This window comes from Microbispora sp. NPDC046933 (assembly GCF_040644635.1).
Taxonomy (GTDB): domain Bacteria; phylum Actinomycetota; class Actinomycetes; order Streptosporangiales; family Streptosporangiaceae; genus Microbispora.
Map to the genome: position 1 here is coordinate 166,198 of NZ_JBEYWW010000010.1, position 14,555 is coordinate 180,752.

General features: G+C 72.0%; 14 protein-coding genes. 5 read left to right on the forward strand and 9 right to left on the reverse strand.

Annotated features, from left to right (window positions below; genetic code table 11):
• Window position 1 precedes the first annotated feature (1 nt).
• The gene (locus ABZ857_RS15955; RefSeq protein ID WP_357043439.1) at window positions 2–700 is read left to right on the forward strand and encodes a cyclodeaminase/cyclohydrolase family protein; all 699 of its coding nucleotides are present in this window, start codon (window positions 2–4) and stop codon (window positions 698–700) included.
• Entirely contained in the window at window positions 697–1,542 is an 846-nt protein-coding gene (locus tag ABZ857_RS15960; RefSeq protein ID WP_357043441.1) for a bifunctional 5,10-methylenetetrahydrofolate dehydrogenase/5,10-methenyltetrahydrofolate cyclohydrolase, read from the forward strand. Before ABZ857_RS15955 ends, ABZ857_RS15960 begins: the two co-directional genes overlap by 4 nt.
• Before the next feature lie 56 nt (window positions 1,543–1,598).
• On the opposite strand, the gene ABZ857_RS15965 is transcribed toward ABZ857_RS15960, so the two are convergent.
• Genes ABZ857_RS15965 through ABZ857_RS15975 form a run of 3 tightly spaced genes read right to left on the reverse strand, consistent with a single transcriptional unit; the run spans window position 1,599 to window position 3,969 of the window.
• Window positions 1,599–2,840: a DUF6596 domain-containing protein gene (locus tag ABZ857_RS15965; RefSeq protein WP_357043443.1), complete on the reverse strand. Its 1,242-nt coding sequence runs from the start codon at window positions 2,838–2,840 to the stop codon at window positions 1,599–1,601.
• Window positions 2,837–3,160: a YciI family protein gene (locus ABZ857_RS15970; protein ID WP_182909714.1), complete on the reverse strand. Its 324-nt coding sequence runs from the start codon at window positions 3,158–3,160 to the stop codon at window positions 2,837–2,839. Before ABZ857_RS15970 ends, ABZ857_RS15965 begins: the two co-directional genes overlap by 4 nt.
• A 50-nt stretch (window positions 3,161–3,210) precedes the next feature.
• Window positions 3,211–3,969 (reverse strand): dihydrofolate reductase family protein, encoded by a 759-nt coding sequence (locus ABZ857_RS15975; protein ID WP_357043445.1) that lies wholly within the window; start codon window positions 3,967–3,969, stop codon window positions 3,211–3,213.
• Window positions 3,970–4,151: 182 nt separating this feature from the next.
• Here ABZ857_RS15975 and ABZ857_RS15980 point away from each other — a divergent pair, with 182 nt between their 5' ends.
• Together ABZ857_RS15980 and ABZ857_RS15985 are read left to right on the forward strand one after the other, a co-directional pair.
• On the forward strand, window positions 4,152–7,571 hold the full coding sequence (locus tag ABZ857_RS15980) for a phosphodiester glycosidase family protein (RefSeq protein WP_357043447.1): 3,420 nt from the start codon (window positions 4,152–4,154) through the stop codon (window positions 7,569–7,571).
• Window positions 7,572–7,776: 205 nt separating this feature from the next.
• A complete protein-coding gene (locus tag ABZ857_RS15985; RefSeq protein ID WP_357043449.1) occupies window positions 7,777–8,151 on the forward strand; it encodes a DoxX family protein in 375 nt (124 codons plus the stop codon).
• 173 nt (window positions 8,152–8,324) lie between these two features.
• Here ABZ857_RS15985 and ABZ857_RS15990 read toward each other — a convergent pair whose 3' ends face one another.
• Window positions 8,325–8,987, reverse strand: coding sequence for a DUF4097 family beta strand repeat-containing protein (locus tag ABZ857_RS15990; protein WP_357043451.1), 663 nt, complete (start codon window positions 8,985–8,987; stop codon window positions 8,325–8,327).
• Between the two features lie 280 nt (window positions 8,988–9,267).
• Between ABZ857_RS15990 and ABZ857_RS15995 the strand changes: the two genes are divergently transcribed.
• Window positions 9,268–9,837, forward strand: a complete 570-nt coding sequence (locus ABZ857_RS15995; RefSeq protein WP_357043453.1) for a hypothetical protein — start codon at window positions 9,268–9,270, stop codon at window positions 9,835–9,837.
• Here ABZ857_RS15995 and ABZ857_RS16000 read toward each other — a convergent pair.
• The 5 genes from ABZ857_RS16000 to cysD all read right to left on the reverse strand — a co-directional run bounded on the left by ABZ857_RS16000 (window position 9,834) and on the right by cysD (window position 14,545).
• Window positions 9,834–10,190, reverse strand: coding sequence for a WecB/TagA/CpsF family glycosyltransferase (locus ABZ857_RS16000; protein WP_357043455.1), 357 nt, complete (start codon window positions 10,188–10,190; stop codon window positions 9,834–9,836). The two genes, ABZ857_RS15995 and ABZ857_RS16000, sit on opposite strands and share 4 nt — an antisense overlap.
• 142 nt (window positions 10,191–10,332) lie before the next feature.
• Window positions 10,333–11,268 (reverse strand): glycosyltransferase family 2 protein, encoded by a 936-nt coding sequence (locus tag ABZ857_RS16005; RefSeq protein ID WP_357043457.1) that lies wholly within the window; start codon window positions 11,266–11,268, stop codon window positions 10,333–10,335.
• Entirely contained in the window at window positions 11,265–12,188 is a 924-nt protein-coding gene (locus ABZ857_RS16010; protein ID WP_357043459.1) for a sulfotransferase, read from the reverse strand. The genes ABZ857_RS16005 and ABZ857_RS16010 overlap by 4 nt, the downstream gene beginning before the upstream one ends.
• A 180-nt stretch (window positions 12,189–12,368) precedes the next feature.
• On the reverse strand, window positions 12,369–13,631 hold the full coding sequence (cysN, locus tag ABZ857_RS16015) for a sulfate adenylyltransferase subunit CysN (protein ID WP_357043461.1): 1,263 nt from the start codon (window positions 13,629–13,631) through the stop codon (window positions 12,369–12,371).
• Window positions 13,631–14,545, reverse strand: a complete 915-nt coding sequence (gene cysD / locus ABZ857_RS16020; RefSeq protein ID WP_357043463.1) for a sulfate adenylyltransferase subunit CysD — start codon at window positions 14,543–14,545, stop codon at window positions 13,631–13,633. Before cysD ends, cysN begins: the two co-directional genes overlap by 1 nt.
• Window positions 14,546–14,555 lie beyond the last annotated feature (10 nt).

The window sequence follows — 14,555 nt, forward strand, 5'->3', positions numbered from 1 at the left end:
AGTGACGAGCGGGACGTGGGAGGATTTTCACGGCCGTGCCCTGCCGGCCGAGAACCAGGACGACCGGAGGACGAGCGCGATGCGCGACGAGAAGATCAGTGATTTCCTGTCCCGCCTCGCCGACCGGGTGCCCGCGCCGGGCGGAGGCGCCGCCGCCGCCCTGCAGGCCGCCCAGGCCGCCGCGCTGCTGGGCATGGTCGCGCGCTACAGCACCGGCGAGAAGTACGCCGAGCACGCGTCCGTGATCGAACGGATCACCGGCGAGACCGACGAACTTCGGGCGATCGCCCTGCGCCTCGCCGAGGACGACGCGGCGGCGTTCACGGCGGTCACCGAGGCGTACAAGCTGCCCAAGGACACCGACGAGGCGAAGGCGGCCCGATCGGCGGCCATCGCCGAGGCGCTGGTCGGGGCGGGCAGGGTCCCGGCCGAGGTCGTCGCCGTCGCGAGGAAGGCCGTCGGCATCGCCGAGGAGCTGCTGCCCATCGGCAACCGCAACGTCGTCTCCGACATCGCCGCCGCCACCGAGGCCGCGCGGGCCGCGGCGACCACCGCCCGGGTGAACATCGAGATCAACCTCGGGGGGATCAAGGACGAGCGGGCCCGCGCCGAACTGGCCGCAGAGGCGGCCGGGGTGGACGACGTCGCCGCGCGTGCCGAGCGCGTCACCGCCGCCGTCCGCGAGGAGATCGCCAAGTGAGCGCCCGGGTGCTGTCCGGCAAGGAGCTCGCGGCGTCCGTCCGCGCCGAGGCCGCCGAGCGGGCCGCCGCGCTCGCCGCGGCCGGCACGCCGCCGAAGCTCGCGGTCGTCGTCGCCACTGCCGACGAGTCCAGCGCCTGGTACGTACGCTCAATCGCCCGCGCGGCCGAGAAGGCAGGCATCGCCTGCGACATCGTCGACCTCGGCGCGGAGGCCGCCCCAGGCCTGATCCGCGACAGGCTGGCGTCGCTGAGCGCCGACGACACCGTGCACGGGATCATCCTCCAGACGCCGCTGCCGCAGAGGGCGAAGCTGGAGGACCTGGCCGGCGCGATCGCATTCGAGAAGGACGTCGACGGCGCCAACCCGCTGTCACTGGGCCGCCTGGCCGCGGGCCTGCCCGCGTTCGCTCCGGCGACCGCCGAGGCCGTCGTGGCGATCCTGGACCACCACGGCATCGACCTGGCCGGCCTGCACGTCGCCGTGGTCGGCCGGTCCACCGTGGTCGGCAAGCCCGCCGCCCATCTCCTGCTGGACCGGAACGCCACCGTGACGATCTGCCACTCCCGTACGCGGGAGCTGGCCGCCGTCACCTCCGCGGCCGACGTGGTCGTGGCCGCGGTCGGCCGCGCCGGGCTGATCACGGCCGAGCACGTGCGGGCCGGGGCGGTGGTCGTGGACGTCGGCACCAACCCCACCGAGGACGGCGGCCTGGTCGGCGACGTCGACGCGGTCGCGGTCGCGGACAAGGCCGGGGCGCTCACGCCCGTGCCCGGCGGGGTCGGCCCGGTCACCACCGCTCTGCTGCTGCGGCACACCGTGCAGGCCGCCGACCGCGGCTGAACCGAACCACCCCGCGCCCACCATCGGATCTGCCGCGCGAGGTGCGTCCGTGGACGCTACCGCAGCTGGTCGCGGCGGCGGGTCAGGTAGGCGATCTCGGCGGTGTTGCCGGCCAGGTCGATGGCTTTGTCGTAGGCCGCGCGCGACTCCCGGCCGCGGCCCAGCCGGCGCAGCAGGTCGGCGCGGGTGGCGTGGTAGGCGTGATAGCCGGCCAACCTGGGCTCGAGACGGTCGACGGCCGCCAGTGCCACCTCCGGGCCGTCGAGCTCGGCAACCGCGATAGCCCGGTTGAGGGCGATGATCGGCGAGGGGTCGAGGCGGACGAGCTGGTCGTAGAGGGCGAGGACCTGCGACCAGTCGGTGTCGCGCATGTCGCGGGCGGAGGTGTGCACGGCGTTGATCGCCGCGAGAATCTGGTAGCGACCCGGAGCCACCCCGGCGGCGGCAGCGGCGAGGCGCTCGCGCACCAGCCGGTGCCCCTCGGCGATCAGCGCCGCGTCCCAGGCCCCACGGTCCTGCTCGTCGAGAGCGACCAGTTCGCCGCCGGCCGAGACCCGGGCGGGACGGCGGGCCTCGGTCAGGAGCATCAGCGCCAGCAGCCCGGCCACCTCGCCGTCGTCCGGCAGAAGGGCACGGATCAGGCGGGTGAGCCGGATCGCCTCGGCGGTCAGATCGTGCCGTACGGGATCGGTGTCGGGGCCGGTGGCCAGGTAGCCCTCGTTGAAGACGAGGAACAGGACGGCGAGGACGCCGGAGACGCGCGCCGGGAGATCCTCCGCGGCCGGCACCCGATAGGGGATGCGCGCCGCCTTGATCTTGGCCTTCGCGCGGGTGATCCGCTGCCCCATGGCGCTCTCGGCCACCAGGAAGGCGCGGGCGATCTCGGGCATGGTCAGGCCGGCGACCATGCGCAGCGTCAGCGCCACGCGGGTCTCCATCGCCAGCGCCGGGTGACAGCAGGTGAAGATCAGCCGGAGCCGGTCGTCGTCGACGGCGCCGACAGGCTGGGGCGGGTCGTCGTCGTAGACCATCTGAGCCTCCTTGTGCTTGTCGTCGCGCTTGTTCTCGCGCCGGATCCGGTCGATGGCCTTGCGGTTGGCGGTGGTGGTCAGCCAGGCGCCCGGGTTGGGGGGCACGCCGTCGGCCGGCCACCGCTGGACGGCGGTCGCGAACGCCTCGGCGGCCGCCTCCTCGGCGATGTCGAGGTCACCGAAGCGCCTGGTCAGGGAGGCGACCACCCGTGCCCACTCCTCATGGTGGGCCTGGGCGATCGCCTCACGGACGCCGACGTCGTTCACAGGAACGGCCGCACCTCGATCTTCCGATCGCAGATCTTCGACGCCTCGGTGGCGAGCTTGAGCGCCACATCCAGATCGGGGGCCTCCCACACCCAGACGCCGGCGAGGTACTCCTTCGACTCCACGAAAGGCCCGTCGCTGAACACCGCCTGCTCGCCCCGGTTGTCGATGACGGTGGCCGCGTCGGTGTCCGCGAGTCCGCCCGCGAAAACCCAGTAGCCCTCGGCGATGAGTCGTTCGTTGAACGCGCTGATGGCAGGCTGCCTGTCCGTGCTGCCGGGATTGCTCTTGTCATCGATCACGGAAACCAGGTACCGCATCTGAAGATCATCTCCTGTGGTGTCAAGACGTGGTTCGGTGGTCAGGGACTTCAAGCCGTTGGCGCATACTGCGGGCGCCCGGCCGGGCGGTAGACCTGGATCGTCACGCCCTTGGAGTCGACGCGCGACTCGACCAGGTCGAGCGCAAGATCCGGGCCCGCATCGGGGAACAGCCGCGCCCCCTGGCCGACGACCACCGGGACGGTGATCAGAGTCATCTCGTCGACCAGATTGTTCTCCAGCAGCCACCGGGTCAGGATGCCACTGCCGTGCACCTGCAGCTCACCCCCCGGTGTGGCCTTCAGTTCTCGGACAGCGGCCGCGACGTCTCCGGACAGGACGGTCGTATCCGACCACGCCGGATCGGTGAGCGTGGTCGATGCCACGTACTTGGGCCGTGTGTTCAACGCTTCCAGGACGCCCTCCCAGCCAGGGGCATCCTGGACCGTCATGGTCCCCCACGAGCCGGCGAACAGCTCGTAGGTCCGCCGGCCGAACAGGAACGCCTCGGCGCGCTGGTAGGTCTGGTTGATGAACGCGTGGGTCTCGTTGTCGCCCTTGCCCCGGGCCCATCCGCCGCGCTCGAATCCGTTCCTGCGGTCCTCGTCCGACGCGCCGCCGTTTCCCTGCATGACTCCATCGATGGAGATCTGAGTCACGGTCGTGAGCTTCATGATCGCGGTTCCTTCACCCTGGCGCCGCCCCTCGTGGGCGGCCTCACCCCTGCTACGAACACCACCGCCCCGATCCGACACCGTCTCCCGGATTTCTTCAAAAAACTTCTTCGGGACGCCGGTCGCCTGGCTCACCCCCGGACAGCAAGATCATCCTCAGCGCCAACGGCTGTTCATGGGTTCCTTGACTGAAACCCGCTCTCCGCTCCGGGAAGATCCGCCGTTCATCGGGTGGTCATGACGGCGTCATGCCGTGGACGGAAGATCGGTTCAGAGATTGTCTACCTTCAGGCCCGTTATTGCTTGGAGGTACAAAGATGCGCAGATTTGCGCACATTGTCGTGGTGGCGGTCGCCGTCGCCGCGGGGCCGGCGGCCGTCGGCGGGACGGCGTGGGCCGAGGCGCCGACCGGTGACAGGCCGGCCGATTCGCCCGGCTACCAGACCACCGTCCCCGGCGAGTCGGTCGAGGCGGCCCGCACCGACCGCGTGATCGCCCCCGGCATCGTGCTGACGTCGTTCGACACCTTCGGCCGTACGGGCTGGACCCGCGCGCACGTGCTCAACGCCGACCTGGCGGACGACCGGGTGGACGTGGGCATGGTCGGCGGCACGCTGACCGAGACGCGGGCGCTGTCGAAGTCGGCGGACGACGCGGGAGCCGTGGCGGCGGTCAACGGCGACTACTACGACATCAACCAGACCAACGCGGTCATCGGTCCCGAGGTCAGGGATGGTCAGGTGCGCAAGGCGACCAGCCAGCCCGCCACGGTCGCCTCGGTGGGCGAGGACAGGATCGCCCGGCTCGCGAGCGCGCTGCTGGAGAGCACGGTGACGGTGGGCGGCACGGGCCGTCCGGTCGCCTCGCTCAACTCGGCGTCCCTGCCCGCGAACGCCGTCTCCGTCTTCACCGACCAGTGGGGGCCCGGCCTGCGCACGCTGATCGGCCACGCCACACCCGTCACCGAGCTGGTCGTCTCCGGCGGCGTCGTCACGGAGGTGAACGACACGGTCACGACGACACCGGTGCCCGCCGGGGGCCTGGTGGTCGTGGGCGTGGGAAGCGCGGCAGCCGGGCTCGCCACCGCCAAGGCCGGCGACCCGGTGACGCTCGCCACCGGCCTGCGCACCGACTCCCCCGCCAAGCTGCGCACCGCTCTGGGCAGCGGATCGGTCCTCGTACGGGACGGCCAGGCGATCGACTTCCCGCCCTCGACGGGCAACGACGCGCCGAAGCCTCGCACGGCGATCGGCTGGCGCGACGGCGGCAGGCGGCTCCTGCTCGTGACCGTCGACGGCTCGGCCAACTTCTCGGCCGGTCTGAGCTTCGACGAGACGGCCAAGCTCCTCGTACGGCTCGGCGCCGACGAGGCGTTCATGCTCGACGGCGGCGGCTCGTCCGATCTCGTCGCCCGCACGCCCGGGGACGCCGCGGTGAGCGTGGTCAACACCCCGTCCGACGGCGGCGAACGGCCCATCCCCAGCGGCGTCGGGCTGTTCGCCGCGAAGGGCTCGGGAACCCTCAAGGGCATCGCGGTGCGGACGAGCGCGCCGCGCGTCTTCCCCGGGCTCACCCTCGGCGTCTCCGCCGCCGGCTACGACGAGTCGTACGCCCCGGTCGCCCTCGACGGCGGCAAGGGCAGCAAGGGCACCCCTGTCCGCTGGAACGCCGGGAAGCTGGGCACGGTGCGCGACGGCGTGCTGCATGCGGAGCGTTCCGGGGCGGGCGAGATCGAGGCCCGCGCGGGGCGGGCGCACGGCGCGGCGGACGTCCGCGTGCTCGGCCCCCTGTCCACCGTCGCGTTCGGCGTCACGAGCCTGACCCTGGACGCCGGCGGCTCGGCCGTCGTACGGGTCACCGGCACCGACGCCGACGGCTTCGACGCGCCGATCGACGCCCGCGACGTCGACCTCGGTTACGACACGGCCGTGGTGAAGGTGGAGCCGCGGGACGACGGGGCGTTCACGGTCACCGGGCTGGAGGCGGCCGACGGCCACGGCGCCGTGATCACCGCGACCGTCCAGGGCAAGGTCGCGCACCTGCCCGTCGCCGTCGGACTGAAGCGCGGGTCTCTGGCCGAGTTCGACGGCGGCGAGCCCTGGGGCGTCTCGACCGCCAGGGCCACCGCCTCGATGGCGGGCGTGGACGCCGCGGACCGTCCCGGCGCGGCGGCCGGCAACCAGGCCCTCGCGCTCACCTACGACTTCACCGGCACCTCCGGCACCTCTGCGGCGTACGCGGTGGCCAAGCCCGGCCCGCTCACCCTGCCGGCCGGCACCAGGCGGCTCGGCATGTGGGTGTACGGCGACGGCCGCGGGCACTGGCTGCGGGCCACGCTGCGGTCGCAGGGCACGACGAACGTCCCCTTCACCTTCGCCACCGTCGTCGACTGGGCCGGATGGAAGTGGGTCGAGGGCGCCCTGCCCACCGGCTTCACCGAGCCGATCACGCTGCTCAACGTGTACGTGGTGGAGACGTCCAACCTCGCCAAGGACGCGGGACAGCTCAGGTTCGACGGGCTCACCGCGCTGGTCGGGCAGGACCTCGCCGCCGGCGACGCCCGGACCCCCGATCCGTTCGTCCTGGAGCAGGCCGGCATCGACCGTACGCGCTGGCGGTTCGCGATCATGTCCGACCTGCACGTGGGCGCGGCCGGGGGCACGACGTCGTTCGCGGCGCAGCAGGCGGCCGCCGCGCTGAAGCAGGCCGTCGCCGCGAAGCCCGACTTCATCATGATCAACGGCGACTTCGTGGACAACAACACGCCGGCCGACTTCGCGCTCGCGGAGGAGGTCCTCAAGGCCAACGTGCCGGCGGACCTGCCGGTCTACTGGACGCCGGGCAACCACGAGTCCGGGGCCACGGCGACGGGAACCCTCGACAACTTCCTCGCCACCGGGCGGCACGCCCACCAGGTGTTCGACCACAAGGGCACCCGCTTCGTCCTGCTCAACACCACCCTGGGCGGGCTGCGGGCGTCCGACTGGTCGCAGGTGCCGGAACTGCGGCAGGACCTGGACGCCGCGGCGAAGGACAGGTCGGTGAAGTCCGTCGCGGTCGTCTTCCACCACCCGCTCCGCGACCCCTCGGGAGCGGGCGCGTCCCAGTTCTCCGACCAGCGCGAGGCGGACCTCGTCGAGAAGTGGCTCGCCGACTGGCGCGAGTCGTCGGGCAAGCCGGTCGCGTTGTTCACCGGCCACGCCCACACCGCCGCCGCCACCAGGTCGGACGGCGTGCTGGAGGTCACCACGCCGCCGGTGGGCAAGACGCCCTACAGTTCGCCCGACAAGGGCGGGTTCTTCGGGTGGGACCTCGTCGGCGTCGACCCCCGGCCGGGAAAGGTCGAGGCGGGCCGGCCCAGCCCGGAGACCCGCGACTGGGTCGTGGCGCGGACGAACCCGCTGATCGACAAGATCTCCCTGTCGGCGCCCGGCACGCTCGCCCCGGACGCCTCGGCGGAGGTCTCGGCGACGGGCAGCACCAGCGGCGCCAACCTGACGTTCCCGCTGGCGTACCCGGCGAGCGTGACGTGGAGCGGCGACCACGCCCTCGTAGTGGCCGAGTCGGCCGGCGACGCGAAAAAGGCGGCACGCCGCCACGGCGTCGTCGCCGTTCTCGACCTGTCCACGCGCACGCTGACCGGCGTACGGCCCGGGCAGGCCACCCTCACGGTCACGTCGGGAGGGCAGACCGCCTCGGCCACGATCACCGTGGCCTCCGGATCGGCGGCCCGGTAGACGCGGAGCAGTCAGGAGCGGCGGGCCATCATCTCAGAGCGACCGGCCCGCCGTTCCCGCGTCCGCATCCGCCGCTTCACCGCAGACCCGGGGGGTGGGTCTGCTTCTCCGGCCGTCCGGCCACGAGGCGTGACGGCGATCCCTCGGCGACGGCCGGCTCGCCCATCCGCTAGATTCCGCGTGACGCTGCGAGAACGGACTCCCCATGAACGTCGTCCTGTGGGTCGTCGCCGGCCTGCTCACCCTCACCTTCCTCGTCGCCGGGGTGATGAAACTCGCCCAGCCGAAGGACAGGCTGGCCGTGTCCGGCATGGCCTGGACCGAGGACTTCTCCGCGGGCGCGGTCAAGGGCATCGGCGCTCTTGAGGTGCTGGGCGCCTTCGGCCTCGTCCTGCCCGCCGTCACCGGCATCGTCCCGGTGCTGACGCCGCTCGCCGCGCTCGGCATCGCCCTGACCATGGCCGGAGCGGTCGTCGTCCACGCCCGGCGTGGGGAATCCCAGGTGATCGTCGTCAACCTGGTGCTCCTCGTGCTGGCCGCCGTGGTCGCCTGGGGCCGCTTCGGTCCGTACGCCTTCTAGCAGTGGGAATGCACCTTCCTGCAGAGGTTCGTAAGCCTGCCCACCACCTCCTGCGCGTCATCCTCAACGGCCTGCGCCCTCACGCCTGAGCGGGTTCACCGGCCGAGCGCCGGCCGCCGAAGGTGAGCCGGTCGACGATGGCGGCGCAGAGGCGCTCCTTTGGAGGCTGCGGGTCACAGGCTGCTGGCGGTGATGTCGCCGTTGGAGGTGGTGGCGTGGATGTCGAGCCCGGCGGTGCCGTCGTTCTTGAGGGCGTTGGTGATGCGGCCGTGGGTGGTGCCGGCGTCCAGGGCGGCCGAGACACCGCCGGCAGCGGCGATCGAGATGTCGCCGGACTGGGTGCGGAGCACGACCTTGCCGCCGGTGGCCTCGGCGATGCGGATGTCGCCCCGTGCGGTGCTGATCTCCGCGGGGCCGCCCAGGCGGCCGACCTCGACGTCGCCGTCGGTCGCGGTGAGGCGGAGCCTCGCGGTCTCGTCGAGCCTGATCTGGCGGTACGCGCCTTCGAAGGCGACGTCGCCGAGGCGGCCGACGGTCCGGAGCTCGGCGCCGGCCGTCTTCGCCTCGACCTGGGAACCGGCGGGCAGCTCGACCGTCACGTCGATGGATCCGGAGGGGCCGAGGTACTGGTTCTTCACCGCAGTCTCGATCCGCAGGACGCCGTCGGCGTACTCGACCGTGGTCTGCTCGGCCGCCTTCACGTCGCGGCTCTTCGAGCCGTTCGTGGGCCGGACCTCGACCGCGGTGTCGGCCCGGTCGGCGGCGATGAACTGGACGCGTCCCGCGGGGATGTCCAGGACGGCGGAGATCGGGGCGGGGGTGTCGAACTTCTGCATCATGTGCTCCTTGTGCCGGGTTCTTTCGATATCCACCATCGCCAACCGCTCTGATACCGGGCTGTCGCCGTCCTGACGCCGCCGCTGACATGTCGCGGGAAGTAGCCGGCCGGGGGTCCCGGCCCGGTCGGCCTCTTGCGTTCACAGCGAGGCCGGCGCCTGGCCCTCGCCAGTGGTGTCAGGGTGGCCGCACGTCGGCGTGAGCTGGTGGCGGACTGCTGAGACGACCAGTTGGTGACCTGCGGCGAACTTTCCCGGCCGGGCGGCAGTCCTATACGGCATGAACAATGGTCACAGGGGAATCCGCAAGCACAAGGTGATCCGGCTGGGACGCCCGGCCATTGCGGCGGCGCTCGCCGCGGGGATCGCATTGACCGGCGTCACGGCGGCGAGCGCGTCCGCGACGTCCGCCGACGCAGCCGCCGACGCCACCACCACCAGTGGGGGCGGCGAGTTCGGCCCGTACGGCTACGGAGGGGTCCGCCTCGGGATGACTCTCAAGCAGGCCAAGTCGACTCGCACGATCGTGAAAAAGCTCGACGGGGGTCAATGCTCGGGGTGGGATCTCAAGGCGCACCCGACCGGCCGCGACGGTGTCGGCCTCTACATCTCCAAGAATCTGGGGGTTGCCCTCATCGAAGCGCCCAAGGGCGTCACGACGCCCGAGGGCATCAAGGTCGGCTCCACTATGAAGCAGGTCAAGAAGGCCTACCCCCGACTCGACACCACGGGCAACTACCCCGTCGCTGTCGTTCCCGGTAACCCGAAGGCCCTGTACTACTTCCTGTCGAACCGAGGCAAGGTCTACGAGTTGGCTCTGGCTCTGAAGAACCAGGACTGCACCAACTAACCCTTGTTTCGCGTCCCGAGGGCCCTGTGCAGCAGGGCCCCCGACAGGAGGCGGAGGGCGAAGGGGAGGTCGTCGACCAGGTAGCGGCGCGCGAGCCGCTGGGGCTCGCTGATCAGGCGGAACAGCCACTCCAGCCCGCGGTCGCCCATCCAGCCGGGGGCGGCGCACCGATCCGGCGGCGAACGCGATGGCCGCGCCGCACCCACGAACCAGGCGCCCGGCAGGTCGGCCCGCAACTCCGCGATGAGCCGGTCCTGCCGGGGGAACCCGAGACCCACGAAGACCTCGGTGAGCGGGTCGAGCAGCACGCCGCCCACGCGAACCCCGCCCGCCCGTGCCCCGCCCGCCAGCACTCCGCCGACTCGTGCCCCGTCCGCTCGTGCCCCGGCCAGACGTGCGGCCGCAGCCCCAACCCCGGCCACCCCGACCCCGGCTCGCCGCCCCCCGGTGTCGCCGGGTCCACTGCCGCCGTACGCGCCGGCGCGGGCTCGGCCCTCAGATGCCGTGGCCGCGAAGGTGGAGGGCGTGCAGCACGGCGCGCGGGCTGACCAGCCCTCCGGCGACCGCCAGCGCCACCGCCGCCCGCGGTTCGCCCGGCCGGGCGGAGAAGGCGCGCAGTGACCAGCGGGCGGCCTCGCGACGCCGGCCGAGGGCGGCGTGGCAGAAGGCGAGCTGCCCGTAGACGCGGGCCGCGCCCCGCGGTTCCGCGGCCAGCCCGGGATGCCGGGCGAGCATCCACTCCAGCCCCGCGATCCGGTCGGCCCAGCGCCCCACGTAGTGCGAGGAGCCCCAGCGCACCCGCACGAGCGGCCGGTCGACGTGGACGATCGGATGCCGCCAGGCGGCCCGCAGCGCGAGGTCCCAGTCCTCGTTCTGGCCGGCCGGCGCGCTCTCGTCCACCCACGTCCAGCCCCGCCGGAACAGGAACGTCGAGGAGTGCACCATCATCATGCGCGAGCGGGTGAGGTGCCGGTGGGTCACCCGGCCGGTGCCGGCCAGCCGCGGCACCCGGCGGTCGCCGTACTCGACCTCGACGGCGCAGCTCGCGAAGCCCGCGTCGGGCTCCTCCTCCAGCGCGGCGACCTGGGCGGCCAGCTTGCCGGGCAGCCAGAGGTCGTCGTCGTCGCAGAAGGCGACGTAATCCGTGCCGAGCACCGAGATCCCGGTGTTGCGCGCCCCCGGCAGGCCGGCGGCCCGCCTGTTGCCCAGCACGCGGACGGTCCGGAGGTCTCCCCCCGCATCCGAGCCGGCCGCGTAACCGGCGACGCCGGACACCTGCTGGGCGACCACGGATGCGGGGACGCCGTCGGCCACGACCACCACCTCGACCCGGCCGGCGTACTCCTGGGCGAGCACGCCGGTCAACGCGGCCGGCAGCGGGCCGGGCCGGTCGCCCCGGGTGGGGATGACCACGCCGACGGACGGCCTCATCGCCGGGCTCCCGGGCGGTAGGCGAGGCGATAGCCGTACCAGGGCAGAAGAGGGAGGGTGATCGCGGTGACCAGCCACCGCTGGGACCGCGGCAGGAGCGCCGGACGGTCGCGTATCTCGATCGGGCCCACCGAGAAGCGCATCGGGTTGCCTGAGACGGTGTGCGCGACGCCGAGCAGCGCTTCGCGGTCGTCCAGGAAGGCGAGGTCACCGGTGGGAAGGCCGAGCCGCGTGGCCAGGCGTCCCAGGGTCGCCCGCGGATCGCGCACCAGGTCTTCGTGGCGCACCCGGACGACATCCACGCCCTTGCGGCGCAGCAGCTCGAAGGCGAGGTTCTGGGCCAGCCAGTGGACGGCGGTGCGCGCGGGCGTCCAGCGGGTCATCGGCCGTCCATCCTCGGGCCTGCGCACCCTGCGCCGCCACGACGCCGCCACCGCCCGCGGGTCGCGCACCACCTGCACGACCCGCACCTCCATGATCGCCGACAGGCAGTACGCCAGGGAGGCGTGCTTGCTGGAGTCGACGACCACCCGGGCGTCGGCCACCTCCGCCGCCGCCGCGTAGATGCGGGAGTACGACCGGACGTACTCGGCCAGTTCGGCCTCACGGCTCGCCAGCCCGAGGGCCAGGACGGGCAGGCGCCGGGTCCGGTCGACGCGGGCGCGCAGGCCGGGCAGCCATCCCGCCTGGCTCTGCCGCCACTGCCCGAAGGCTCGGGCGCCCACCTTGGTCCAGAAGGGGCACTGGGAGAACCGCTGCCCGCAGCCGCAGGGCTCGTCGGCCCGTACGCCGCGGTCCCACAGGTGGACGACCTCGCCGAGCGGCGCCACGCCGGGCACCTCACCGAGGAGGCGTTCGAGCAGAGTGCTGCCGCTGCGTCCCAGACCGCCCACGAAGATCACCGGCTGAGCGTCGGCCACGTGTCCTCCACGGATGGATGCGAAACGTGACGACCCTAGCGCGGAGCGTAATCGGCGTGGCCGGTAATCACCAAACGATCTACCGGCGGGCGGGGCGCCCCGTCAGACCCCGGCAGACGCGTACGGCCCCCGGCAGGGAGGGCCGTGCCGGAGGCCGATCAGCGGGTCAGAGGTGATGGGTCAGCGCGCGTCGACGATCACCCCGGCGCCGACGGTGCCGTTGGTGGCCTCGTCGATCAGGATGAAGCCGCCGGTGAGGCGGTTGCGGGCGTAGTCGTCCACGAACAACGGCTGGGTCGTCCGCAGCGACACCCGGCCGATCTCGTTCAGGCCGAGGGCGGTGGCCGACTCGTCCCGGTGCAGGGTGTTGACGTCGAGCCGGTAGTGCAGGTCCCGCACGAGGGCCCTGGCCGTACGGGTGGTGTGCTTGATGATCAGCTTGGAGCGCGGCTGGAGCTTCAGGCCGTCGGCCATCCAGCAGATCATCGCGTCGATCTCCTGGGCGGCCTGCGGCTGGTTGTTCGGCCGGCAGATCATGTCGCCCCGGGAGATGTCGATGTCGTCGCCCAGGCGCAGCGTGACCGACATCGGCGCGAACGCCTCCTCCACCGGGCCGTCGAAGGTGTCGATCCCGGTGATCGTCGTGGTCAGGCCGGAGGGCAGGTGCAGCACCTCGTCGCCGGGCTTGAGCACGCCGCCCGCGACCTGCCCGGCGTACCCGCGGTAGTCGTGCAGCTCCTGGCTGGTCGCGCTGTGCGGGCGGATGACGTACTGCACGGGGAAGCGCACGTCGACCAGGTTGCGGTCGGAGGCGATGTGCACGTTCTCCAGGTGGTGCAGCAGCGAGGAGCCCTCGTACCACGGCATGTTCTCCGAGCGGGAGACCACGTTGTCGCCGTGCAGCGCCGAGATCGGGATGAACGTGAGGTCGGTCGCGTTCAGCTTGCTGGCGAACGAGGTGAACTCCTCGCGGATCTCCTCGAACCGGGCCTCGGAGTAGTCGACGAGGTCCATCTTGTTGACCGCCAGCACCAGGTGCGGCACCCGCAGCAGCGTGGTCAGGAAGGCGTGCCGCCGCGACTGCTCCAGCACGCCCTTGCGCGCGTCGATCAGGATGATCGCCAGGTCGGCGGTGGAGGCGCCGGTGACCATGTTCCGGGTGTACTGGATGTGCCCCGGGGTGTCGGCGATGATGAACTTCCGCTTGGGCGTGGCGAAGTAGCGGTAGGCCACGTCGATCGTGATGCCCTGCTCGCGCTCGGCCCGCAGGCCGTCGGTCAGCAGCGACAGGTCGGTGTACTCCGTGCCCCGGTCGCGGGAGGTGCGCTCGACCGCCTCCAACTGGTCTTCGAAGATCGCCTTGGAGTCGAACAGCAGCCGCCCGATCAGCGTCGACTTGCCGTCGTCGACGCTGCCCGCCGTCGCGAAACGAAGGATGTCCATCAGAAGTAGCCTTCCTTCTTGCGATCTTCCATGGCGGCCTCGGAGGCCCGGTCGTCGGCGCGGGTGGCGCCGCGCTCGGTGATCCGGGTGGCGGCGATCTCGTCGATGATCTGCTCCACCGTCGTGGCGGTGGAGGCGACCGCGCCGGTGCAGGTCATGTCGCCGACCGTGCGGTAGCGGACGACGGCCTCGAACGTGGGCTCGTCCTCGCCCCGCTGGACCACCTCGGAGTCGGCCAGCAGCATGCCGTCGCGCTCGAAGACCGTCCGGGTGTGGGAGAAGTAGATCGACGGGATCTCGATGCCCTCACGCCGGATGTAGTGCCACACGTCCAGCTCGGTCCAGTTCGACAGCGGGAACACGCGGATGTGCTCACCCCTGCTGATCTTGGTGTTGTAGAGGTTCCAGAGCTCGGGGCGCTGGTTCTTCGGGTCCCACTGGCCGAACTCGTCGCGGAAGGAGAACACCCGCTCCTTGGCCCGGGCCTTCTCCTCGTCGCGCCGGGCCCCGCCGAACACCGCGTCGAACTCGTGCTCCTCGATGGCGTCCAGCAGCGTCGTGGTCTGCAGCCGGTTGCGGGAGGCCCGCCGCCCGGTCTGCTCGACCACCCGCCCGGCGTCGATCGACGCCTGGACCGACGCGACCACCAGCCGCGCGCCCAGCTCGGCGACCCGCCGGTCGCGGAAGTCGATGACCTCGGGGAAGTTGTGCCCGGTGTCGACGTGCATCAGGGGGAAGGGGATCGGCGCCGGCCAGAAGGCCTTCTCGGCGACCCGCAGCATGACGATGGAGTCCTTGCCGCCGGAGAAGAGCAGACAGGGGCGCTCGAACTCGGCCGCGACCTCACGCATGATGTGGATCGCCTCGGCCTCGAGCACGTCGAGCTGCGACGTGGTGTAGTCACGCTGAAGCATGGGGACTTCC

Excerpts from the sequence above, each read along its gene's own strand:
- ABZ857_RS15970 (WP_182909714.1), bottom strand. The coding sequence starts at position 3,160 with ATGCGGTACCTGGTTTCCGTGATCGATGACAAGAGCAATCCCGGCAGC.
- ABZ857_RS15980 (WP_357043447.1), top strand. The coding sequence starts at position 4,152 with ATGCGCAGATTTGCGCACATTGTCGTGGTGGCGGTCGCCGTCGCCGCG.
- ABZ857_RS15985 (WP_357043449.1), top strand. The coding sequence starts at position 7,777 with ATGAACGTCGTCCTGTGGGTCGTCGCCGGCCTGCTCACCCTCACCTTC.
- ABZ857_RS15990 (WP_357043451.1), bottom strand. The coding sequence starts at position 8,987 with ATGCAGAAGTTCGACACCCCCGCCCCGATCTCCGCCGTCCTGGACATC.
- ABZ857_RS15995 (WP_357043453.1), top strand. The coding sequence starts at position 9,268 with ATGAACAATGGTCACAGGGGAATCCGCAAGCACAAGGTGATCCGGCTG.
- ABZ857_RS16005 (WP_357043457.1), bottom strand. The coding sequence starts at position 11,268 with ATGAGGCCGTCCGTCGGCGTGGTCATCCCCACCCGGGGCGACCGGCCC.
- cysN (WP_357043461.1), bottom strand. The coding sequence starts at position 13,631 with ATGGACATCCTTCGTTTCGCGACGGCGGGCAGCGTCGACGACGGCAAG.
- cysD (WP_357043463.1), bottom strand. The coding sequence starts at position 14,545 with ATGCTTCAGCGTGACTACACCACGTCGCAGCTCGACGTGCTCGAGGCC.